The organism is Ferrovibrio sp. (genome assembly GCF_017994015.1).
Taxonomy (GTDB): domain Bacteria; phylum Pseudomonadota; class Alphaproteobacteria; order Ferrovibrionales; family Ferrovibrionaceae; genus Ferrovibrio.
Genome location: NZ_JAGOLP010000014.1, coordinates 25,617 through 47,681, shown reverse-complemented (window position 1 = coordinate 47,681; position 22,065 = coordinate 25,617). Strand labels below are relative to the sequence as shown.

19 protein-coding genes are annotated in these 22,065 nt (G+C 62.7%); 11 read left to right on the top strand and 8 right to left on the bottom strand.

The window, feature by feature from the left end:
* Positions 1 to 107 precede the first annotated feature (107 nt).
* The 4 genes from KBB36_RS09660 to KBB36_RS09645 are packed head-to-tail and all read left to right on the top strand — an operon-like array spanning position 108 to position 3,985.
* A complete protein-coding gene (locus KBB36_RS09660) occupies positions 108 to 1,082 on the top strand; it encodes an ABC transporter permease (RefSeq protein ID WP_290979414.1) in 975 nt (324 codons plus the stop codon).
* Positions 1,079 to 1,996 (top strand): ABC transporter permease, encoded by a 918-nt coding sequence (locus tag KBB36_RS09655; protein ID WP_290979411.1) that lies wholly within the window; start codon positions 1,079 to 1,081, stop codon positions 1,994 to 1,996. The genes KBB36_RS09660 and KBB36_RS09655 overlap by 4 nt, the downstream gene beginning before the upstream one ends.
* A 4-nt stretch (positions 1,997 to 2,000) precedes the next feature.
* Positions 2,001 to 2,984, top strand: a complete 984-nt coding sequence (locus tag KBB36_RS09650; RefSeq protein ID WP_290979408.1) for an ABC transporter ATP-binding protein — start codon at positions 2,001 to 2,003, stop codon at positions 2,982 to 2,984.
* A 2-nt stretch (positions 2,985 to 2,986) separates the two neighbouring features.
* Positions 2,987 to 3,985 (top strand): oligopeptide/dipeptide ABC transporter ATP-binding protein, encoded by a 999-nt coding sequence (locus KBB36_RS09645; RefSeq protein ID WP_290979405.1) that lies wholly within the window; start codon positions 2,987 to 2,989, stop codon positions 3,983 to 3,985.
* 4 nt (positions 3,986 to 3,989) lie between these two features.
* On the opposite strand, the gene KBB36_RS09640 is transcribed toward KBB36_RS09645, so the two are convergent.
* From KBB36_RS09640 to KBB36_RS09625, 4 genes are all read right to left on the bottom strand, one after another.
* Positions 3,990 to 7,067 (bottom strand): efflux RND transporter permease subunit, encoded by a 3,078-nt coding sequence (locus KBB36_RS09640; RefSeq protein WP_290979402.1) that lies wholly within the window; start codon positions 7,065 to 7,067, stop codon positions 3,990 to 3,992.
* Positions 7,064 to 8,152, bottom strand: coding sequence for an efflux RND transporter periplasmic adaptor subunit (locus KBB36_RS09635; protein ID WP_290979400.1), 1,089 nt, complete (start codon positions 8,150 to 8,152; stop codon positions 7,064 to 7,066). Before KBB36_RS09635 ends, KBB36_RS09640 begins: the two co-directional genes overlap by 4 nt.
* Before the next feature lie 45 nt (positions 8,153 to 8,197).
* Positions 8,198 to 8,464, bottom strand: coding sequence for a ribbon-helix-helix domain-containing protein (locus KBB36_RS09630; RefSeq protein WP_366933178.1), 267 nt, complete (start codon positions 8,462 to 8,464; stop codon positions 8,198 to 8,200).
* A 211-nt stretch (positions 8,465 to 8,675) separates the two neighbouring features.
* Positions 8,676 to 9,878, bottom strand: a complete 1,203-nt coding sequence (locus KBB36_RS09625; protein WP_290979394.1) for a pyridoxal phosphate-dependent aminotransferase — start codon at positions 9,876 to 9,878, stop codon at positions 8,676 to 8,678.
* A 355-nt stretch (positions 9,879 to 10,233) separates the two neighbouring features.
* Between KBB36_RS09625 and KBB36_RS09620 the strand changes: the two genes are divergently transcribed.
* From KBB36_RS09620 to KBB36_RS09605, 4 genes are all read left to right on the top strand, one after another.
* Positions 10,234 to 11,262 (top strand): ABC transporter substrate-binding protein, encoded by a 1,029-nt coding sequence (locus tag KBB36_RS09620; RefSeq protein ID WP_290979391.1) that lies wholly within the window; start codon positions 10,234 to 10,236, stop codon positions 11,260 to 11,262.
* Between the two features lie 107 nt (positions 11,263 to 11,369).
* Complete coding sequence (locus KBB36_RS09615; protein ID WP_290979388.1) at positions 11,370 to 12,605, top strand: CynX/NimT family MFS transporter; 1,236 nt, start codon at positions 11,370 to 11,372, stop codon at positions 12,603 to 12,605.
* Positions 12,602 to 13,522 (top strand): DMT family transporter, encoded by a 921-nt coding sequence (locus KBB36_RS09610; RefSeq protein WP_290979385.1) that lies wholly within the window; start codon positions 12,602 to 12,604, stop codon positions 13,520 to 13,522. The genes KBB36_RS09615 and KBB36_RS09610 overlap by 4 nt, the downstream gene beginning before the upstream one ends.
* Positions 13,523 to 13,533: 11 nt before the next feature.
* A complete protein-coding gene (locus KBB36_RS09605; RefSeq protein ID WP_290979382.1) occupies positions 13,534 to 13,986 on the top strand; it encodes a MaoC family dehydratase in 453 nt (150 codons plus the stop codon).
* Between the two features lie 17 nt (positions 13,987 to 14,003).
* Here the strand turns inward: KBB36_RS09605 and KBB36_RS09600 are convergent, their stop codons facing one another.
* Complete coding sequence (locus KBB36_RS09600) at positions 14,004 to 14,444, bottom strand: iron-sulfur cluster assembly scaffold protein (RefSeq protein ID WP_290979379.1); 441 nt, start codon at positions 14,442 to 14,444, stop codon at positions 14,004 to 14,006.
* A 102-nt stretch (positions 14,445 to 14,546) separates the two neighbouring features.
* Here KBB36_RS09600 and hisI point away from each other — a divergent pair, with 102 nt between their 5' ends.
* The 3 genes from hisI to KBB36_RS09585 all read left to right on the top strand — a co-directional run bounded on the left by hisI (position 14,547) and on the right by KBB36_RS09585 (position 18,145).
* The gene (hisI, locus tag KBB36_RS09595; protein ID WP_290979376.1) at positions 14,547 to 15,020 is read left to right on the top strand and encodes a phosphoribosyl-AMP cyclohydrolase; all 474 of its coding nucleotides are present in this window, start codon (positions 14,547 to 14,549) and stop codon (positions 15,018 to 15,020) included.
* Between the two features lie 272 nt (positions 15,021 to 15,292).
* Positions 15,293 to 16,585: a hypothetical protein gene (locus tag KBB36_RS09590; protein ID WP_290979373.1), complete on the top strand. Its 1,293-nt coding sequence runs from the start codon at positions 15,293 to 15,295 to the stop codon at positions 16,583 to 16,585.
* A 153-nt stretch (positions 16,586 to 16,738) separates the two neighbouring features.
* Entirely contained in the window at positions 16,739 to 18,145 is a 1,407-nt protein-coding gene (locus KBB36_RS09585) for a hypothetical protein (protein WP_290979370.1), read from the top strand.
* Between the two features lie 3 nt (positions 18,146 to 18,148).
* On the opposite strand, the gene glp is transcribed toward KBB36_RS09585, so the two are convergent.
* Genes glp through KBB36_RS09570 form a run of 3 tightly spaced genes read right to left on the bottom strand, consistent with a single transcriptional unit; the run spans position 18,149 to position 21,991 of the window.
* Complete coding sequence (gene glp / locus KBB36_RS09580; protein WP_290979367.1) at positions 18,149 to 19,408, bottom strand: gephyrin-like molybdotransferase Glp; 1,260 nt, start codon at positions 19,406 to 19,408, stop codon at positions 18,149 to 18,151.
* Complete coding sequence (mobB, locus tag KBB36_RS09575; protein ID WP_290979364.1) at positions 19,392 to 19,940, bottom strand: molybdopterin-guanine dinucleotide biosynthesis protein B; 549 nt, start codon at positions 19,938 to 19,940, stop codon at positions 19,392 to 19,394. Before mobB ends, glp begins: the two co-directional genes overlap by 17 nt.
* Positions 19,937 to 21,991: a 4Fe-4S binding protein gene (locus KBB36_RS09570; RefSeq protein ID WP_290979361.1), complete on the bottom strand. Its 2,055-nt coding sequence runs from the start codon at positions 21,989 to 21,991 to the stop codon at positions 19,937 to 19,939. The genes mobB and KBB36_RS09570 overlap by 4 nt, the downstream gene beginning before the upstream one ends.
* Positions 21,992 to 22,065: the final 74 nt, after the last annotated feature.

Sequence of the window (22,065 nt, the reverse complement as noted above, 5' to 3'; positions counted from 1 at the left end):
TTTTTGCGCAGGTTAGTTTTTGCGCATTGTTGAGTGTGGTTCGCACTGGTTCCGTGTCCCACTTTCCGCTAGGCTCCGCGCAACATAACGGATAGGGACATCGGGGGATGTTGGTTTTCATCATCCGGCGCCTGCTGCAAGCGGCGCTGGTCGTGGCTGTGATGTCGGTGCTGGTCTTTGGCGGCATCTATCTGCTGGGCGATCCGCTGGCGGTGCTGGCCAGCCCGGAAGCCACCGAGATTGACCGCGAGCAAATCTCCAAGGCGCTAGGCCTGGATCAGCCGATCTGGGTGCAATACATGCGCTTTGTCGGTTCGGCCTTTATTGGCGAATTCGGCAAGTCTTTTGTCTACGGCCAGCCGGCCATGGCGCTGATCCTGGAACGGATGCCGGCAACGCTGGAACTTGCCATCACCGCCACGGTGATGGCGGTGCTGATCGGCCTGCCGCTCGGGGTTTATGCCGGCCTGCGGCATGAGAGCCTCGGTGCCCGCGCCATCATGGCCGGCTCGGTGCTGGGTTTCAGCCTGCCGAATTTCTGGGTCGGGCTGATGCTGATCATGGTCTTTGCAGTGCAGCTCGGCATCATGCCGGCTTCCGGCCGCGGCCCCACCGTGGATGTGCTGGGCCTGCAACTCAGCGTGCTGACCGTGAAGGGCTGGCATCACATCCTGCTGCCGGCGGTGACGCTGGCGCTTTCAAAATGCGCCCTGATCGTGCGTCTGGCGCGCGCCACTGCGCGCGAGGTGATGCTAATGGATTATGTGAAATTCGCCCGTGCCAAGGGCCTCAGCGAACGCCGTGTGATCGGCGTGCATATCCTGAAGAATATCCTGGTGCCGGTAGTCACCATCACCGGCCTGGAACTTGGCGCGCTGATCGCCTTCGCCGTGATCACCGAAACCATCTTCTCCTGGCCCGGCATGGGCAAGCTGCTGATCGATTCGATCAACCAGCTCGACCGGCCGGTGATCGTGGCCTATCTGATGGTGGTGGTGTTTCTGCTGGTGGTGATCAATCTGGTGGTGGATATCCTGTATACCGTGCTGGACCCGCGCGTGCGGCTGGGAGGCGCAAAATGAGCAGCCAGAGCGTGGCTTCCCCGATTACGGCGCCGGCGCCGGCGCAAACCCCGTTGCAGCGGATCGTTTCGGAATTTGCCGAAAGCAAGCTGGCTTTGTTTGGCTTGGCGCTGTTTGCCCTCGCCTTGCTGGCGGCTTTGCTGGCACCGTGGATTTCGCCGCAAGATCCCTATGACCTTGCCAAGCTCGACATCATGGATTCGCGCCTGGCGCCGGGCCAGCTTTCCGGCGATGGCCTGGTATTCTGGCTCGGTTCGGATGGCCAGGGCCGCGACATGCTGTCGGCCATGCTGCACGGCTTGCGCATCAGCCTGTTTGTTGGCGTGGTGGCGGTAAGCTGCGCTTTGGCAATCGGCGCCGCGGCCGGCCTGGCGGCGGCCTATTTCGGCGGCGGGGTGGAAACCCTGATCATGCGCATCGTCGATATCCAGCTTTCCTTCCCCGCCATCCTGGTGGCGCTGATCCTGCTGGCGGTGCTGGGCAATGGCGTGGACAAGGTGATCATGGCGCTGGTGGCGGTGCAATGGGCGTATTTCGCCCGTGCCGCACGCGGCGCCGCGCTGGTGGAACGCAACAAGGAATATGTTGAGGCGGCGCGCTGCCTGGGCCTCAGCCGCAGCCGCATCCTGTGGCGCCATCTGCTGCCCAATTGCCTGCCGCCGCTGATCGTGATTGCCACCGTGGATATCGCGCGCTCGATCACGCTGGAAGCCACGCTCAGTTTCCTTGGCCTCGGTGTGCCGGTGACTGAACCCTCGCTCGGCATGCTGATCGCCAATGGCTTCGACTTCCTGCTCAGCGGCGTTTACTGGATTTCGATGTTTCCCGGCATCGTGCTTACCTTAGTGATCGTGGCGATCAATCTGGTGGGCGACCAGCTGCGCGACGTGCTCAACCCCCGCCTCAAGCGTTGACGCAATGACCCCCACATTGAAAGTCGAAAACCTGGAAACACATTTCCCGACCCGCGACGGCGTGGTGCGGGCGGTGGATGGTGTCAGCTTCGAGGTCAACCAGGGCGAAATTCTCGGCCTGGTGGGCGAAAGCGGCTCGGGCAAAAGCATTACCGGCTTCTCGATCATCGGCCTGCTCGACCAACCAGGCCATATCGCCGCCGGTCGCGTGCTGTTCAAGGGCGAGGATATCGCCCAGGCCAAGCCGGACCGGCTGCGCCAGTTGCGCGGCAAGAGCATCGCCATGATCTTCCAGGATCCGATGATGACGCTCAATCCGGTGTTGCGCGTCGATACGCAGATGATTGAGGCGGTGCAGGCGCATGACAAGGTGAGCGAGGCCGCCGCCCGCGCCCGCGCCGTGGAGACGCTGAAGGCGGTGGGCATTGCCGCGCCGGAAGATCGCCTGCTGGCCTATCCGCACCAGCTTTCCGGCGGCATGCGGCAGCGTATCGCCATTGCCACCGCCCTGCTGAACAAGCCGGAACTGATCATCGCCGACGAGCCGACCACGGCGCTGGACGTGACCATCCAGGGCCAGATTCTGTATGAAGTGCGCAAACTATGCCGCGAGACCGGCACGGCGCTGATCTGGATCACCCATGACCTTTCCGTGGTGGCCGGCCTGGCCGACCGCGTTATGGTGATGTATGCCGGCCGCATCGTTGAAACCGGCAGCGTGGCTGATGTGATCGAGCATCCGCGCCACCCCTACACCGCCGGCCTGATTGGCTCGGTGCCCGGCACGCATGGCAATATGGGCGGGCGCGGCAAGCGGCTCTATCAGATTCCCGGCATGACGCCGCCCTTGCTGAACCTGCCGCCGGGGTGCCGTTTCAAGACCCGCTGCGACTATGCCGATGCTGCCTGTGACAGCATGCCTGACCTGCTGGAACTGAGCCCCGGCCATGGTGTGCGCTGCCAGCACCCGATGAGCGGGGGGCTATAACGATGTCAACCACCATGCTTGATCTTGAGAATATCTCGAAGCGCTTCGTCTGGAAGCTGGATTTTGCCGCCAAGCTGGCCAACCTGCTGGGCGCCGGCATGCAGGAACGCGCCGTACATGCGGTGGATGGCGTTTCGCTGAGCGTGAAGCATGGCGAAGTGGTTGGCCTGGTGGGCGAAAGCGGCTGCGGCAAGAGCACGCTGGGCCGCATCGTTGCCGGCATCATGGATGTCACCGAAGGCAGCATGCGTTTCGAGGGCAAGGATATCGCCACGATGAGCGCGGCCGAGCGCAGGGCCTACAAGCTCGCCGTGCAGATGATCTTCCAGGACCCCTATGCTTCGCTCAATCCGCGCATGCGGGTGGAGGACATCATCGGCGAGGCGCCGCTGGCGCATGATCTGATCAAGCGCAACGAGCAGGATGCCTATGTGGAGGCCATGCTGCTGCAAGTCGGCCTTGATCCGCGCTACAAGAAGCGTTTCCCGCATCAATTCTCTGGCGGCCAACGCCAGCGCATCGGCATCGCCCGCGCCCTGGCCGTGAAACCGCGCTTCATCGTTTGCGACGAAGCCGTGGCGGCGCTCGATGTGTCGATCCAGGCCCAGGTGCTGAACCTGTTCATGGACCTGCGCGAACAGCTTAACCTGACCTACCTGTTCATCAGCCATAACCTGGCGGTGGTGGAGCATCTCTCCGACCGCGTGGTGATCATGTATCTCGGCCGCGTGGTGGAAAGCGCGCCGACCGAGGAATTGTTCAAGGGCGCCAATCATCCCTATACTCAGGCTTTGCTGGCGGAAGCGCCGAAGCTGGTGGCCAAGCGACGCGACTACACGCCGATCAGCGGCGAAATCCCCTCACCGCTGGAACCGCCCAGCGGCTGCCATTTCCATCCGCGCTGCCCGCATGCCATGCCGCGCTGCAAGGCGGAAAAGCCTGTGTTGCGTGAGGTGGCACCGAACCGGCTCAGTGCCTGCCACCTGAACGATCAGGCCTGATCTCTCAGGCCGGAGCTTTCTCCGGCTTGACGCGGAACCAGGCGGCATAAAGCGCCGGCAGGAACAGCACGGTAAGCAGCGTGGCCACCGCCAGGCCGCCCATGATCGCCACCGCCATCGGCCCCCAGAAATTCGAGCGTGACAGCGGGATCATCGCCAGGATAGCGGCCAGCGCGGTGAGCATGATCGGGCGGAAACGCCGCATGGTGGCATCCACGATGGCCTCAAACGCGGCATGGCCGGCGCGGATATCCTGCTCGATCTGATCCACCAGGATCACCGAATTGCGCATGATCATGCCGGCCAGGGCAATCGCGCCAAGCAGCGCAACAAAGCCGAACGGCACATTGAACAGCAGCAGAGCGGCGGTGATGCCGATCAGGCCGAGCGGCGCGGTGAGCAGCACCAGCAGCATGCGCGACACGGATTGCAACTGGATCATCAGCAGCGTGACCATGATCAGCACCATCACCGGCATCACGGCGGCCAGCGAGGCATTGCCCTTGGCGCTTTCCTCGATGGCACCGCCCATCACGATGCGATAGCCCGGCAGAAGTTGCTTGCGCAGATCGTTCAGCAACGGCTCGATCTGGGTCGAAACCACCGGCGCCTGGATGCCATCCACCACATCGGCGCGCGCGGTAATCACCGGCTGGCGATCACGGCGCCAGATGATGCCCTCCTCCAGCGCATAGCGCACCTCGGCCACCTGGGTCAGCGGCACCGAGCGGGCATTGTCGCCCGAGCCACCAACATTCAGATCCTTGATGCCGGACAGGCTGAGCCGTTCCGCCGCCTCGGCACGCGCCACCACGTCAATCAATTCCTTGCCTTCGCGATATTGTGTGATGGTGACGCCGGAGAGCGCCGCATTCAGCGCCGCCGCCAAATCCTGCGATGAGATGCCCAGCAGGCGCGCCTTGGCCTGGTCAACATCCAGCCGCACGGTTTTGCTGAGTTCGTTCCAATCCAGATTCACATCGCGGGTATTCTGATTGGCGCGCATCACATCGGCGACCTGGAAGGCAATGCGGCGCACTTCCATCGGGTCTGGCCCGCTGATGCGGAACTGCACCGGAAAGCCGACCGGCGGGCCGTTTTCCAGCCGGTTGACACGGCCACGCAGCAGCGTGAAATCCTCCTGGAAAGCCTGGATCAGCTTGGTGCGCAGCCGTTCGCGCTCTGCATCGCCCTTGGTCAGCACCACGATCTGGGCGAAATTATCATTCGGCAACTGGATATCCAGCGGCAGATAAAAGCGCGGCGCGCCGCTGCCGATATAGCTGGTGAAATTCTCGATATCCGGATCGCCCTTCAGCATCGCTTCCAGCTTCTCGGCTTCCACCTGGGTGGCGGCAATGCTGGCGCCCTGCGGCAGACGCAAATCCACCATCAATTCGGGCCGGTTGGAACTGGGGAAAAACTGCTGCTGCACAAACTTGAAGCCGAACACCGACAGGGCAAAGAAGCCCAGCGTGATGACAATCACCACCCACTTGAAACGCACGCACCAGGCGATGACCGGCCGGATATAGGCATAGACACCGCGCTTGTGCAGGTCGTCATGGGCATGGCCGGGCTTCGGGCTGGGCAGCAGCTTGAAGCCGATAAACGGCGTGAAAATCACTGCCACGATCCACGACACCACCAGCGAAATCGTGACGACGGCGAAAATCGAAAACGTGTATTCGCCGGCTGAGGATTTGGCGAAGCCCACTGGCACAAAGCCAGCAGCGGTGATCAGCGTGCCGGTGAGCATCGGGAAGGCGGTGGATTTATAGGCGAAGCTGGCCGCCTTGAAGCGATCCCAGCCCTGCTCCATCTTCACCTGCATCATCTCCACCGCGATAATCGCATCATCCACCAGCAGGCCCAGCGCGATAATCAGCGCGCCGAGCGAAATGCGCTGGAAGTCGATGCCGAATATCTGCATGCAGACAAAGGTGATCGCCAGCACCAGCGGGATACAGAGTGCCACCACCAGGCCGGAACGCAGACCGAGGCTGAGGAAACTGACGCCGAGCACAATAACCACGGCTTCGAGCAGCACCTTCATGAATTCGTCGATACTGCGCTGCACCACTTCGGGCTGATCGGCGACCTGATGCACATCAATGCCAATCGGCATATTGGCCTTGATCTGCGCCAGCACCGGCTTCAGGCGTTCGCCAAGCTGGATCATGTTGCCGCCCTTGGCCATCGAGATGGCAAGGCCGATGGCCGGTTCGCCATTATAACGGAACTGCGCCGAGGGTGGATCAACATAGTCGCGCTTGATCTCGGCGATATCGCCCAGCCGCAGCAGGCGGCCATTGGCCTGGATCGACAATTCGGTCAGCGCCCGCACATCCTGGAAATCACCTGAGACACGGGTGTAGATGCGATCAGAAGCGGTCTGCACAATGCCGGAAGCGGCCTGCGAATTCTGCTGCTGCACCACATCCATGATCTGCTGTGGCGAAACACCCAGGCTGGCCAGCTTCTTGTTGGAGAATTCGATATAGATACGCTCGGGCTGCACACCGAGCAGATCGGCCTTGCCCACATCGCGGATACGCAGCAATTCCTCGCGCACATCCTCAACATAATCCTTCAATTCGCGATGCGTGAAACCATCCGAGGTGAAGGCATAGATGGTGCCGAATGTGTCACCGAATTCATCGTTGAAAAATGGCCCCTGGCTGCCCTGTGGCAGGGTATGCCGAATATCGTTGACCTTCTTGCGCACCTGATACCATACGCCCTCCACCTGCTTCGGCGGCGTATCATCGCGCAGCACCACATAGACGGTGGATTCACCCGCCTTGGAATAACTCATCACATGGCTGAGCCAGGGTGTTTCCTGAAGTTTCTTCTCGATCTTGTCGGTAACCTGCAATTCCATCTCGCGCGCCGTGGCGCCGGGCCAGTTGGTGCGCACGATCATCAGCTTGAAGGTGAAATCCGGGTCTTCCGCCCGCCCCAGGCTGAAATACGACATGGCACCAGACAGCAGCAGCACCACGATCAGGAAGCCGATCAGCGAGGGATGCTTCAGCGCCCAGGCGGAAAGATTGCCGCGCTCCAGATCAGTCTGGCTCACGACTTGCTCTCCTGGCCGGCTTCCGGCAGCAGCCGCACCTTCTGGTTCGGGATCAGCTTATGCACCCCGGCGGTCACAACCTTCTCGCCACGCTTGAGGCCATCCTTGATCAGCACATAGCGTTCGACATAGGAAGAAACCTGCACCGGCCGCAATGCCACGGTTTCGCTGGCCGGATCGAACACCCACACCGCCGGCTTGTCCTTCTCCTGATAAAGCGCCGAAAGTGGCAACGCCACCATGCCTTCGTCTCCGCGCCGCAGGATCGCCACACTGGCGGTCATGCCCAGCCGCATTGCGGCAGGTGCATTCTGCACACTCACCTTCACCGCATAGGTGCGCGTCACCGGATCGGCGCCGGGCGCAATTTCGCGCACCACGCCGGCATAGGTCTGGTCGGGCTGCGCCCACAGGCTGATACGGATTGCCGAGGCGCCGCGCAATTCATCCAGGCGGTTCTCGGCAACATTGAAAACCACTTCCTTTTCTTCCGGCCGCGCCAGGCGCAACACGGTCTGGCCGGCTGAAACCACCTGGCCGGCTTCCACCGCAATCGAGGTGATGACGCCATCGGCATCGGCATTCAATTCGGTATAGGCCATTTGGTTCTGCGTCACGCGCAATTGCGAGCGGGCGCTTTCCAGCCGCGCGGCGGCGGAATCCGCCACGGTGCCGCGCCGGTCGATCTCGGCCTGGCTGATCACCTTTGTTTCATACAGCTTGCGATACCGCGCCAGGTCAATCTGCGCCTGATTGTGATCGGCCTGCGCCGCATTCACCTGGGCGCGGGCATTCTCAATCGCCAGCCGGGTATCTTCGGGATCAAGCCGCGCCAGCAGCGTGCCCTTCTTGACCTCGGAACCGATCTCGACATAACGCGCCACGATCTTGCCGCCAATGCGGAAGGCGACATTGGTTTCATAGCGGGCGCGCACTTCGCCGGTATAGGTGGAGCGGCCCTCAAAGGCCTGTGGTGTGACGGTGGCAACCCGCACCGGGCGGATCGGCTCGGGCGGCGGCGGCGGCTGATCGCAGGCAGCAAGGCCAAAACTGGCCAGCAGGGCAAGGGCTGAAAGCGCGCGCATATTCTCGTCTCCGCGTCTGACGCGGCACCGAGACCGGCGGCGCCGCTATTCCCCGTCGTCTTCGTCCTCGTCGGAGAGCGTGTCTCCGACATCCAGCGCAGCGGGCGGCAATTCACCCTGGCGCGCGCGCGCCAGGATATAGACCCGGATCGCACTCGACAGATTGCCGCTGCGCGCTGCATCGATCTCGCTGACCATCTGATTGATGGTCTTGCCCTCGATAGTGGCGAGCTGGCGTAGCGCCTGCCAGAAAGCGCGCTCAAGCGAAATGCTGGTACGATGCCCGCCAACGACGACGGAGCGTTTCTTCACTGTCGTCGGCATCGTTCCGGCCTTATTGCGTCGCGCGTATCCCTGTTGCGCCCGTTTAGCATTGCTGCCGGGCGACACAAAGCGATGATTTGGGGAAAAACCGCCGCGCCTGATGGCTGCGTGATGGCGGTCACGAAAACAGCGAAGGCTGCCCCGGCGCTTTCCGCTGGGGCAGCCTTCGTCCTATGCAGGGGCGCAGCCAAGGCTGCTATCAGCTCAGCTTGGCGCAGAAATCCTGAATTCGGGCACAGGCTTCGCGCAGCGTGTCGGTGGCGGTGGCGTAGGAAATGCGGAAATGCGGGCTGAGGCCAAAGGCCGCGCCAAACACCACCGCCACGCCGGCCTCTTCCAGCAGGGCGTTGCTGAAATCTTCGTCGTTGTTGATCTTCACGCCGCCCTTGCTGGTCTTGCCGATGGTGCCGGCACAGCTCGGGTAGACATAGAAGGCGCCTTCCGGCTTCGGGCAGACAATGCCCTTGGCCTGGTTCAGCATCGACACCACAAGATCGCGGCGCTCCTTGAACACGGCATTGTTCTTCGGGATGAAATCCTGCGAGCCGTTCAGCGCTTCCACCGCAGCAGCCTGGCTGATCGACGACGGATTGGAGGTGGATTGCGATTGCAGGCCACCCATCGCCTTGATCAGCTGCACCGGGCCGGCAGCATAGCCGATACGCCAGCCGGTCATGCAATAAGCCTTCGACACGCCATTCATGGTCAGCGTGCGATCATAAAGCTGCGGCTCGATCTGGGCCGGCGTGGTGAAGACAAAATTGTCGTACACCAGATGCTCATACATGTCGTCGGTCAGAATCCAGACATGCGGATGGCGCAGCAGCACATCGGTCAGCGCCTTCAGCTCGTCGCGGGTATAGGCCGCACCCGAGGGATTGGATGGCGAATTCAGGATCAGCCACTTGGTGCGCGGCGTGATCGCGGCATCCAGTTCAGCGGCCTGTAGCTTGAAGCCATTCTCGGCCTTGGTGGGCACTGCCACCGGCGTGCCGCCGGCAAAGTTCACGATATCCGGATAGCTGACCCAATAGGGCGCCGGGATGATCACTTCATCGCCCGGATTGATCGTGGCCAACAAAGCGTTGAACAGCACCTGCTTGCCGCCGGTGCCAACGCTGATCTGCTCCGGCTTGTAATCCAGGCCATTCTCGCGCTTGAACTTGGCGACGATGGCCGCCTTCAATGCCGGGGTGCCGTCCACATCGGTATAGCGGGTTTCGCCACGGTCGATGGCCGCCTTGGCGGCATCGCGGATATTCTGCGGCGTGTCAAAATCCGGTTCACCGGCGCCAAGGCCGATCACATCCCGGCCGGCGGCTTTGAGCGCGCGCGCCTTCTGGGTGGCGGCAATGGTGGCGGATGGCTTGATCCGGCCAAGCGCGTCGGACAGAAACGGCATGGAAACGACTCCCGAGTGCGGTTTACAAAGGTTTTTGCGGGCGGACATTACGCCGCGCCCGCCCCCTGTGCAACCGCAACAATGTCCCAATTGTCTCCCAATGGCCGACCTGCTGCACACGAATAAGGCAGGCCGGCGCCGAATTAGGCGGTTGGCCGGCATCTGCTCCGGCGCAGCCTGAAAAAACGCCCGTAGACCGGCCCGCCCCGGTCTGGTCCCTGAATTGCATACCACCGGCACCAGTCAGGCCGCGATTCTGCCTTGGCGCGCTACATTACGGCGGCATAAACTGCCGCCACGCGCCGCCGGGGGGAATCGTCCGGATGGCGGCTTTATCCACGGGGAGACCTCTCGAATGACCACCATGCTCAAGCTTTCGGCAGCCGTTCTCGGCGTTGGCCTGGCCTTCTCGGCCATCGGCCAGGCGGAAGCGCAGACCAAGTTCAAATTCACCCTCGACTGGGCTTTCCAGGGTCCGACCTCGGCCTTCCTCTATGCCGAGCAGAAGGGCTATTACAAAGCCGAGGGCCTGGATGTGACGCTGGATGCCGGCCAGGGTTCGGCCGGCGCCTTGCAGCGTGTCGCCACCGGCGCCTATGAGATGGGCTTCGCCGATATCAACGCGCTGATCGAATACAATGTGAAAAACCCGAACCAGCAGGTGAAGGCGGTGATGATGGGCTACGACGCCCCGCCTTTCGGCGCCTATGCGCTCAAGTCTTCCGGCATCAAGACGCCGAAGGATATGGAAGGCAAGAAGCTCGGCGCCCCGGTTTTCGACGCCTCGTTCAAGCTGTTCCCGGCCTTCGCCGCCAAGACCGGCATCGACAAGGCCAAGGTGCAGACGGTCAATCTGGCGCCGGCGCTGCGTGAGCCGAGCCTGAAGAATGGCAGCGTCGATTTCATCACCGGGCATTTCTTCTCGTCGCTGCTTGATCTGAAGAAGATCGGCGTCGATCCGAAGGACGTGCAGGTGTTTTTCTATGCCGATTTCGGCATGGATTTCTACGGCAATGCGGTGATCGCCTCGCCGGCTTTCATGCAGGCCAATCCGAATGCCATCAAGGGTTTCGTCAAGGCCACCATCAAGGCTTGGAAGGAGATTGCGGCCGATCCGAAACTGGGTGCCATGGCTGCCAAGACCCGCGACGGCCTGACCGACGATGTGCTGGAACTGGAGCGCCTCAACCTGTCGCTGGAGAAGAACGTGATGACCCCCTGGGTCAAGGAGAACGGCTTTGGCGGCATTGATCCGGCGCGCCTGACCCGCTCGGCGGAAGCCGTGGCCGCTTCCTTTGGTCTCGACCGTGCGCCCAAGGCCGACGAATTGTTCACCGATGCGTATCTGCCGCCCAAGGCCGAGCGCATGATGCCGTTCAAGTAAGGCAAATTCGGCGGCAAGTGACGCGCCGCTGAAAATCGGCTATAGACACCAGCAGAGCGTAGCGACGGCAGGGGTTTCCCCTGCCGTCTTTGTTTTGGGAGCCAGGGTTGCAATTTTCGCAAGGCCAGCATGCGGTTTCCGCCGCACCTGCCGCTTTCGACCGTGGCGTTGTGCTGCTGGCGCTGGCGGCCGGCATCTGCACCAGCATGCAGGTGGGCAAACTGCCGCCGCTGCTGCCCGGCCTGCGGGAAGAATTTGGCCTTGGCCTGGTGCTGGCTGGGCTGGTCGCCTCTTCCTTCTCGATCCTGGCGGCGCTGGGCGGCGTGCTGGCCGGCCTGGCCAGCAACCGTTTTGGCAGCCGGCGCACCATTGCTTTGGGCCTTGCGCTGCTCGGCCTCGGCAACCTGCTCGGCGCTGCCGCCGATATGGCCGGCGGCCTGCTGCTTGGCCGCATGGTGGAAGGGCTGGGTTTTGTGCTGACCGTGGTGGCCGCGCCGGTGGCGATCACGCATGGCGCAGGAGCGACGCGGCAGCGTTTCTGGCTCGGCATCTGGGGCGCCTACATGCCAACCGGCGTGGCGCTGGGCATGCTGCTGGCGCCGCCACTGGCGGCTTTGGCCGGCGGCTGGCGCCCGGTCTGGCTGATGATGGCGGCGCTGCTGCTGGCCCTGGCCTTGCTGGTACTGCTGCGCCAGCCTAAGCAGGCAGCGGCGCCAGCCAGCGCGGCCAGTGGTGGCCCGCGCTGGCATGCGCTGCGCCGGCCCGGCCCCTGGCTGATGGCCGGCTGCTTTGCCTGCTACACCACACAATGGTTTGCCGTTATCACCTGGCTGCCGAGCTACCTGGCCGAAAGCGGCCAGTTGAGCACCGGCAGTATCGGCCTGGCCGGCGCCCTGGTGGTGATCGCCAATGCCTGCGGCAGCCTGAGCGCCGCTTTCCTGTTGCAACATGGTGTGCCGCGCGGCGCCATACTAGCCGGTGTGCCGCTAGCGATGAGCGTGTTCGGGCTGTTCATCTTCGGGCTGGGGCCACAAGCCAATCCCTGGCTGGCAGTGCTGCTCGGCATGGCGTTTTCCGGTTGCGGCGGCAGTGTGCCGGCCACGGTACTGGCCGGTGTGCCGCTGCATGCCCGCGGTGGCGGCGAGATTGCCACGCTGAACGGCCTGGTGGTGCAGCTCTCGAATATCGGTTCATTCCTCGGCCCGCCCGGCCTGGCCGCCGCTGTGGCGGCATTGGGCGGCTGGCAACAGGGACGCTGGCTGCTGCCGCTCTGCGCCCTGCTCGGCTTCACCCTGGCGCTGCTATTGCGGCGCCAGGAACGTAAATTGGAGCAGCCGACATGACTGCAAAGAAGCCCGTAAATGCCGGCGACCTCTACCTGCTGGTGACAGTGGCGATCTGGGGCAACACCTTTCCCACCGCCAAATACGTGCTGGGCAGCCTGCCACCCTTCAGCTATGCCGGCATCCGCTATTTCATTGCCGCACTGGCGCTGATGGGTTTGCTGGCCTGGCGCCAGGGATTGAGTTTGCCGCGCCGCCGCGACCTGCCGGCCCTGCTGCTGCTCGGCCTGCTTGGTGTCACCATGATGCAGCTCTTCTGGACCAACGGGCTGACCATGACCTCGGCCTCCAAGGGCGCCATCCTGGTTGGCATCTCGCCGCTTTTCGTGATGCTGTTCACCGCGCTTCGCGCCCTCAGCCGTGGCGAGCGCGGCCCGGGCTTGCTGGCCTGGTCTGGCGTGGTGGTGTCCTTTGCCGGTGTTTTCCTGATCATCAACAACAGCCTCACCGCGCTGAACATCACCGGTGGCGATGTGGTTGGCGACCTGTTGTTCATTGCCACCGCGCTTTGCTGGGCCAGTTATTCGATGCTGGCACCGCCCTACCTGGCCAGCATGGGGCCTTTGCGCGTTACCGCCTGGTCGATGCTGTTTGGCGCGCTGATGCTGCTGCCCTTCAGCCTGCTGGATATTCACCGGGTCGATCTCGCCAGCCTGTCTGCCGGGGTCTGGGCCGGCTTCGGCTATACTGCGATCCTGGCCGGCGCGCTGGGGTATCTGTGGTGGTATGAGGGCGTGGCACGGCTGGGTGCGGCGCGCGCCGCCAGCTATTCCTATCTCATTCCGGTCTTTGCCCTGATCAGCGCCGTGCTGGTGCTGGGCGAGGATTTTTCGCTGCTGCAAGGCATCGGCACCGCCATCGTGCTGGGCGGCCTGGTGGCAACACGGATCGGCATGCAGCGCGGCCAGCAGGCTTGAGGCAAGGCAGGATGATGCAAGACTGGTATTTTGACGACCTGCTGCCCGGGCAGCGTTTCAGCACACCGGGCATGACGGTAAGCGAGGCAATGATCCTGGATTTTGCCCGGGTTTATGATCCGCAGCCTTTCCATATTGATACCGAGGCGGCACGCGGCACCGAATTCGGCGGCCTGATCGCTTCCGGCTTCCACACCCTGTCGCTCAGCTTTTCGCTGTTCTTCCGCCTGGGTGTACTTGGCCGGGCCAATCTCGGCTCGCCCGGCATGGAGGAATTGCGCTGGCTGCTTCCGCTCAGGCCGGGCGATACGATCCGGGTGGAAGCAGAAGTGGTGGCGGCAAAAGCCTCACAATCGCGGCCGGATCGCGGCGTGGTGACGATGCGCCATGATACCTTCAACCAGCATGGCGAATTGATCCTGACCGTGAACTGCCTGCATCGGCTGAAACGCCGGCCAGCATAAATTCAGGCCGAATAAATTCAGGCCTTCTGGCGTGCCGCCTCAATCTGATCGAGCGCCTTCACCGTGGCTTCGAACGGCAGCAGCACTGCATTGTGGCGTGCCTTATGGTCGCGCACCGGGGTCAGTACTTCCAGATCGGCAAATTCCCCATCCGGCGCCGGGCCGCCCTCTTTCAGCATTGCCCGCATCCGCGCCAGCAGGCTGCGCAACGTGGCGCTATCCTGCCCCACCACATGCTGGCCGAAAATCGAGGCCGCCGCCTGGCCCAATGCACAGGCCTTGACCAGCTGGCCATAGCCAACCACGCGGTCGCCATCAAGCTTGAGATCCACCGTGATCCGGCTGCCGCAGAGCGGGCTGTGATGGGTCACCGTGGCATCGGGTGCCTCAAGCCGCTCGGTCTGGCCAATATGTGCCGCAAAACCAAGGATTTTTTCGTTATATAGGGCATTCAGCATAAGGCTCACCACAGGGGGTGGGTTGAACACCCCGGTCTGCAACGATATATAACGGCCTAATCGCCCAGGACAACAGGCCCCAGCCGGGCCCAGGAGCTTACCATGTTCGCCAAGCGGATCAGCATCGAGCAGGTCGAAGAAGGCAACGAACTGGCGCCGAAATTCGACGCCGAGGGCTTGTTGCCCTGTGTCACCACCGCCGCCGATAGCGGCGAAGTGCTGATGCTCGGCTACATGAATGAGGAAGCCCTCAAGCGCACCATCGCCACCGGCGAAGCGCATTACTACAGCCGCAGCCGCAAGGTTCTGTGGCACAAGGGCGCCACTTCAGGCCTGGTGCAGAAGGTGGTGGAGCTGCGCATCGACGACGACCAGGATGCCGTGTGGCTGCGGGTACGGGTTGAGGGCGATGCCAGTTGCCATGTCGGCTACCGTTCCTGCTTCTACCGCTCGGTGCCGACCGGCGCGGCAGCGGCGCAGGGCGATGCTGCTGTAGCCCTGACCTTCGAGGAAAGCGAAAAAGCGTTTGACCCGAAGGCGGTGTATGGCGACGCGCCGAACCCGACCATCCTCTGAGATCACACTCGCCCTGGTAGAATGGGCGAAAATTTCGCTAATACGCAGCATGGTCGCTATGGGATGGTGACCACAAAGTGTAGTCTGGTTCCAATCAATCGGGTTGGAAACAGATAGCCATGCCGCCAAACAAGTCGCTGCTCGACCGTCTGGGCGACATCCTTTTCGGCGATGCGGGTACCTCCGCGTCCACTGCGACCGGCGTGGCTCCGGCCCCCGCCGCTCGCCCAGCGGCCGCGGCATCGTTACCCGCCAAATTACCCGCCGGCACAATGCAGCTGATCGGCCTGGCCGGGTTGCGTCAGAGCCTGGGCGAGCAATGGGCCGACAGCGCGGAAAAGGTTTACCGCGTGGTAGATGGCGTACTGCGCCGGCGGCTCGATGTTACCGATGCCTTCTACAAAGTAGACGACGAAACCTATCTGGTGCTGTTCACCCGGCTCAACCGCACTGCCGCCGGCTTCAAAGCCAAGGTGATCGCCGAGGAAGTGGAAAAACTGGTGCTGGGCGAATTGCCGGCCGGCAATCATATCACTGTGCTTTCGGCCGTGGCGGAAGTGGATCGCGGCCTGATCCTGGAGAAAATTCAGAGCCTGCCCGACCTGGTGCGCTATGTGCGGCAATCCTCGGAAGCGGAAATGGCGGCTCAGCCGAAACAGCCCGGCGACGTGCTGCTGTTTGACGATAGCCCGCTGCCCGACGAAGCCGGCACGGAAAGCGGCGCAACAGCCTCAGCCGCGCCGGTGACCGGTGCCGGGCCGGACCTGACCGACTTGGACCAATCGCTCAGCAGCCTGTTCGAGCGCAAGAGCGTGGCAATGTTTCTGAAGGAATGCCGGGCCGGTTTCTACCCCTCTTTCAGCCTGAAGCGACGCTCCTTCTCGGCTTATTTTGGCGTAGCCGTGCATGGCCCGAGCGCCAAGCCGGCGCATCTGGTGGAAGACCCGTTGCTGGAAAATCCGGAGGAATTGCCGTTTCAGATCGACCGCTATGTGCTGACCAGCGGTCTGCTCGGCCTGCACCGCATGCTCAGCAATGGTGATCGCGGCCTGGTGATCATGAGCGTGGCCTACAGCACCCTGGCACATTCCCGGCAGCGCGAAGCCTATTTCACCCGGCTGCGCGAGGTGCCGGCCGGGGTGGCGAAATATCTCGGCTTCAGCCTGCGCGACATTCCGGCCGGCACGCCGGCCAGCCGGGTGGCCGAGATTATGGCCTATCTGCAACCTTTTGGCGGTAGCCGGCTGCTACGCATTGGCGCTGATTTTCATCTCATCGACAGCTATGCCACAACCGGCTGTCATGGCGTTGTCACCAGTGTCTCGCACCAGGAGCTTGACCTGTCTAAACGCTTTCAGCAATTGAGCAATTTCACCAAGCGGGCGCATCTGCACCATCTGGAATGTATCCTCACCGATGCCGACAGCATGGATGATGTGTCCACCGGGGTGGCGGCCGGCTTCACTTACCTTCTGGGTGATGCCGTGGCGCCGCTGCTGGACACCCCGGGCATGGTGCGCGGCTTGCGCATGGATCATATCCTGCGCGCTGGCAATACCGCCTAAATGTGACAGCAGTAGCATTCTTCCTATCTGATTAATACTAATGATCAATAACACACAACCATTAATGATAAATTTAGCCTAAATTCCCCAATCCCCCACAATTTATAGAATATATTTCTTCCAGGCATTAAGCTACGCCGTTTGGATAGGCGCATGACACAACAGCGTAGTATGAAATCGGCGATACGATGGCTGGGCGACTTCCTGTTCGGGGAAGAGGAAGCCAGCCGTCAAGCCCGAGCGGCACGACCGGCTCGGCCCCAGCCGAGCGGACAGGCTGGCCTGCGCAGTATCGGCAGCCTGACTAATCTGGATCGCAGCAAGATTGCTGCCGGCAGCTTGCAGTTGCTCGGCCTCAACGGCATCCGCGACAGGCTGGGCGATAACTGGCCACGGCTTTCTGTAGGCATCCATCGCCTGGTTGAATCGGTGCTACAACGCCGCCTGGATGTGACCGATGCCTATTACCGGGTGGATGAGGAAAGCTACCTGGTGCTGTTCACTCGGCTGCAACGCACCGAGGCCGAATTCAAGGCCACTGTGATCTCAAAAGAAATCCAGGCGCTGATCCTGGGTGAAGCCGCAGCCGAAAGCGGCATCGCCGTGGTGTCGCGGGTGACCGAAATCGACCGCGAATTGGTGCTGGAAAAAATCGGCTCTTTGCAGGAATTGCTTGATCACGTACGCCAGAAAACCGCTGAAGAAGCCGCAGCCAATGCCGCAACGATAAACGCCAACGCAGCAGCGCAGGAAGATATGTCGGCAGCCGGCCCGGACCTCGATTCCGATCTCGGCCAGCTTTTCCAGCGCACCAGTCACGAAGCCTTTTTGCAACATTGCACCACACGCTTCCAGCCGCTTTTTGGTATGAGGCGCCGGGTTTTCGGCTCCTATCTGACGATCACCATCAATCAACATACCGGCCGCTTGGCACGGGTCAGCGATGATCCGTTGCTGGACAGGCCGCATGAACTGCCCTTCGCACTGGATCGCTTCATGCTCGGCGCCGGCATGATGGGGCTGCACCGCATGTTACAAAATGGCATGCAGGCCAAGGTGGTGATCGCGGTTGGCTACGAGACCCTGAATGTCAGCCGGCTACGCGAAGTGTATTTTGCACGCATCAAGGATTTGCCTGAAGGTCTGCGCCGCTATCTGGCCTTTGCGCTCTACAATATCCCGCCCGGCACGCCGGCCAGCCGCATCGCCGAATTGCTCGCCTATCTGCGGCCGCTGGCTGCACTGCATGTGCTGCATATCCCGTTCGATCCAAAACTGATCGATATATATGCCGGTGTGGGCTGCTACGGCTTCAGCACCGAGATTCCGGCCGGGCTGGAGCCGCTGCGGCTGCAACGTGATCTGGCATTGTTTGCCCGTCGCGCCACGTTGGGCCGGCATGAATCAATCCTGGCCAATGTGAATAATTTTGACATCATGCACGCCGCCACGGCAGCCGGCTTCGGGGTTTTATGGGGTGACGCGATCTGTGGCAGTGTCGATGTTCCTGGCAGTGTCGACAAAACGCGCATGATGCATGTGCCGCGCCATCCAGGTTGAGGCTCAGAGTCCCAGCAATCCGTAGGGATAAAACCGCGCGCTGTCGCCAGGCTCCAGCCGGGTGCGGCTTTCCTCCAGTTCCAGGATGCCATCGCTGCCGGTGAGCGAAGTGATGATGCCAGCGCCATCAACCGGATATTTGCGCGCCAGCCAAGCCCCGCCCGGCTCGCCCGGCTCCAATATCACGCGCACCCATTCGCGGCGATCCGGCTTCTTCCTGTAGGCAAAGCCGGCACGCACCGGAAAAGCCCGCAGCGGCGGCAATTCCGCACCGCCAAGCCGCGCCAGCAAAGGCCGTGCGAAAAAAGCAAACGTGAGCAGCGCGGCCACCGGATTGCCCGGCAGGCCAAAATACGGCACACGGCCAATCTGGCCCAAAGCCACCGGGCGGCCCGGCTTGATCGCCAGGCGCCAGAGATGCAGCGCGCCGTGCATCTCGATGGCGGCCTTGACGTGATCCTCCTCGCCGGTGGAAACGCCGCCCGAGGAAATCACGGCGTCATGTCCCGCTGCCGCCTCGGCCAGTTTTGCCGCCAGGATAGCGCGCTTGTCAGGCAGAATGCCCAAATCACTGACCTGGCAGCCGAGCCGGCGCAGCAAGGCCGCCAGCATCGGCCGGTTGGCATCATAGATACCGCCCGGCGGCAAAGGCTGACCAAGCGGATTTACCTCGTCGCCGGTGGACAGCAAGGCCACCCGCAATGGCCGATAGACCGGCAGATCGGCATGGCCCACAGCGGCAGCCAGCGCCAGATGCGCCGGGGTCAGCACAGTGCCGGGCGCCAGCGCCATCTGGCCGGCGGCAATATCCTCACCCGCAGCGCGGCTATTGGCGCCGCGTTTGATACCCGGGCGGATCGTCACCTGCGCCTCAGTTGCGCTGCAATCCTCCTGCATCAGCACGGTATCCATACCCTGCGGCATCAGCGCGCCGGTGAAGATACGCACAGCACTCCCACGCGGCGGCAGGCCGGCATGCGGATGCCCGGCAGCGGCGCGGCCAACAACCGGCAATGTGGTGGCGGTATCGGGATTCAGATCGTCGAAATAGACCGCATAGCCATCCACCGCCGAATTGGCCTGCGGCGGCACACTGACCTGGGCCAGCACCGGCAGCGCCACGGCGCGCCCGAGGCAATCCTGCAACGGCAGGGTTTCGCTTTGTGTCACCGGCACCAGACGCTGGCGCAGATCGGCCAGGGCCTGATCCAGCGGCAGCAACGCGCCACCATGGGCGAAACAATCGTCAGTCAGCTGCGCCAAGCTTCACCCCCGCCACGAAGCCGGCCTGCCCGGCGGCGCTGGCACACCAAGCCAGGATGAAATCGGCAATGCCGGCCACATCATCCACATCCAGGCGCGGCGCAGTGAGATGCAACGGCTCGGCATCGCAGGCCACAGCGATGATGGCCGGATCATCCGGCTGCAACAGCGGCTTGCCAACACATTGCCGCCAAACCTCGATCTTGGCATGGCCTTCGCGCTTGAAGCCTTCCACCAGCACCAGATCAACCGGGCTGAGCCGCGCCAGCAGATCGGCCAGGCTGGGCTCCGCTGCGCCGCGCAATTCATGCATCAGGGCAAAACGCTGCGCCGACGAGATCAGCACTTCGCTGGCGCCGGCAACACGATGGCGGTGGCTATCCTTGCCCGGCTTGTCCACATCAAAACTGTGATGCGCATGTTTGATCGTGGATACCCTGAGGCCACGCGCCACCAGGGCCGGGATCAACTTTTCCAGCAAAGTGGTCTTGCCCGCGCCGCTCCAGCCGGCAATGCCAAGCACATGGGTCACGACGGCTTCCTGTCCTTCGGCTCGGCGGCACGATCTGCGTAATAATCATCCGTGGTGCGCACCATCGGGCGTGGCGCGCCGGCATAGGGGTCAATGGCATTTTCGGATTGCGCAATCACGCGGCAATCAGCGCACATGCGAATACGGTCGATCATCTTGTTTTCGGCGAACATCCAATGTTTGCCGCCCAGCTTCTCGGCGATGCGTTCAACCGAGGATTTGATGCCGAATGGCTTGGCGCAGCGGATGCAGTGAAACGGCTCCTCCTGCTTCACCAGGCGCGGTGCAGCGGCAGCGGCCAGGAAATTGAAGCGCGGTTCCAGCGTGATGACCTTTTCCGGGCAGGTGTTTTTGCACAAGCCGCATTGCACGCAGGCATCTTCTGTGAAGCTGAGGCGCGGATATTCCGGATCGTCGCTCAGCGCCCCGGTGGGGCAGGCCGAGACGCAGGACAGGCAGAGTGTGCAGCCGGCAGCATCCACCACCACATTGCCAAACGGCGCGCCGGCCGGCAGCGCCACCTGATCCGGCGGCGGCACGCCATCCTGCTGCGGTGCCACCTTATGCAGATGGCGTAAGCCCAGCTTGGCGATATCGCGCTTGCTGCCCATCGGCAGGAAGGCAGCGGCAGACGGCGCCGTCTGCCCGGGCAAGGCGCGCAATGCCGCCAGCAGAATATCCGGATCGGCGGTATCGATCAGGCCGAGCCGGCCGGCGCCATAACCCAGGCCGCCCAGCATGGCTTCGCTGAGGCCCAGCGATTGTGCCAGCGGAAGCAAGTCGTCGCGCTTCGGTGCTGCCAGCACCTGCACGGCGGAGACGCCATAGGCAAAGGCCGCTGCAAAAAAATCAATGCCCAGTTCGGTGATCGAATAGACCACAAACGGCAGCACCCGCGCCGGCAGGCCATCGCCATGGCGTGCCAGCGCATCAATCAGCGGCGTGCCATGTTTGTCGTCATGCACCAGCAGCACGGCCTGTTCGCCGCCGGCGGCCTTGTAGGCCAGCAGCAGTGCGCGCAGCCGTTCGGCCAGCGTGGCGGCGGGCGGCAGGCGGTAATCGGCAGCACCCGTGGGGCAGACGGCGCCGCAGGCACCGCAGCCGGCGCAGATATGCGGATCAAACGCCACCTTGTCGCCATCCGGGCGGATTGCGCCGGTGGGGCAGACATCCAGGCAGCGGTTGCAGCCGGTTTTCTTTGAGCGGCCATGCGCGCAAAGCTCGGCATGATACTGCACATAAAGCGGCTTCTCGAATTCGCCGACCAGATCGACCGCTTCAAACAAGGCGCGCTGCACGGCCGCCGGATCGTTGGGATCCGGGCGGAAATAGCCGTCGCGTTTTTCATGTGCCGGAAAGAGCGGCGTGCCGCCAGACAGATCAATGATGATATCGCAGCGCGACGCGGCGCCCTGCCGTGGCGGACCAAAACGCAAGCTGCCACGTGAAGAGGGCAGCGGCAGGGCGTAATCATCCACCACCAGTTCGAAAGCGCCAAGATAGCCGCGCGCACCGCGCACATGGCCCTGCACCACTGGAATATCCATACGCGGCTGGCCCGGCACATCGCGCGGCCGATCCAGCATCACGGTGATATCCAGCCGGCTGCCAAGCTGGCGCGCCACGTCAATGGCGCGTTCGTCGCGGCCATAGATCAGCGTGACACCGGCGGATTTCAGCGGCACCGTGGGCATCACCGGATTGGGCACGGTGGCAGCAGCCAGCAAGGCGGCGATCTTCGGCATGGCCGCCTCGGCCTCGCTGGACCAGCCGGCGGTTTCGCGGATATTGACATAGGCCACCGGCGTGGTGGATTTGCGCTCGGCGCGCAACTCATCAAACAGCGGCGCTTCCTGGGTGCAGGCCACCAGCAACGGTTCGCCGGCATCCAGCGCCTTGTGAAACCGATCCACCTGCGCCCGGCAAAGCTGGGTGGCAAGCCCGGCCGTTTCCTTGGCCGGCTGGCCGCAGGCCCTGGCCAGTGCCGCGCCATCCAGCGGCATGCTGCCTTCACAATCGCAGACCAGCAGGCGTTTGCCTTCCAGGCGCATCCGGCTCCATCCCCTTACAGACCGCCTCCGGCAACGGATTTGTCCGCGCAGGATTTGGTTTTTGCTTTCAAGGA

Bases quoted from the DNA above. Each gene is read 5' to 3' on its own strand.
- KBB36_RS09660 (WP_290979414.1), top strand. From the start codon at position 108: ATGTTGGTTTTCATCATCCGGCGCCTGCTGCAAGCGGCGCTGGTCGTG.
- KBB36_RS09655 (WP_290979411.1), top strand. From the start codon at position 1,079: ATGAGCAGCCAGAGCGTGGCTTCCCCGATTACGGCGCCGGCGCCGGCG.
- KBB36_RS09650 (WP_290979408.1), top strand. From the start codon at position 2,001: ATGACCCCCACATTGAAAGTCGAAAACCTGGAAACACATTTCCCGACC.
- KBB36_RS09645 (WP_290979405.1), top strand. From the start codon at position 2,987: ATGTCAACCACCATGCTTGATCTTGAGAATATCTCGAAGCGCTTCGTC.
- KBB36_RS09635 (WP_290979400.1), bottom strand. From the start codon at position 8,152: ATGCGCGCGCTTTCAGCCCTTGCCCTGCTGGCCAGTTTTGGCCTTGCT.
- KBB36_RS09625 (WP_290979394.1), bottom strand. From the start codon at position 9,878: ATGCCGTTTCTGTCCGACGCGCTTGGCCGGATCAAGCCATCCGCCACC.
- KBB36_RS09620 (WP_290979391.1), top strand. From the start codon at position 10,234: ATGACCACCATGCTCAAGCTTTCGGCAGCCGTTCTCGGCGTTGGCCTG.
- KBB36_RS09610 (WP_290979385.1), top strand. From the start codon at position 12,602: ATGACTGCAAAGAAGCCCGTAAATGCCGGCGACCTCTACCTGCTGGTG.
- KBB36_RS09605 (WP_290979382.1), top strand. From the start codon at position 13,534: ATGATGCAAGACTGGTATTTTGACGACCTGCTGCCCGGGCAGCGTTTC.
- KBB36_RS09600 (WP_290979379.1), bottom strand. From the start codon at position 14,444: ATGCTGAATGCCCTATATAACGAAAAAATCCTTGGTTTTGCGGCACAT.
- hisI (WP_290979376.1), top strand. From the start codon at position 14,547: ATGTTCGCCAAGCGGATCAGCATCGAGCAGGTCGAAGAAGGCAACGAA.
- KBB36_RS09590 (WP_290979373.1), top strand. From the start codon at position 15,293: ATGCAGCTGATCGGCCTGGCCGGGTTGCGTCAGAGCCTGGGCGAGCAA.
- KBB36_RS09585 (WP_290979370.1), top strand. From the start codon at position 16,739: ATGACACAACAGCGTAGTATGAAATCGGCGATACGATGGCTGGGCGAC.
- KBB36_RS09570 (WP_290979361.1), bottom strand. From the start codon at position 21,991: ATGCGCCTGGAAGGCAAACGCCTGCTGGTCTGCGATTGTGAAGGCAGC.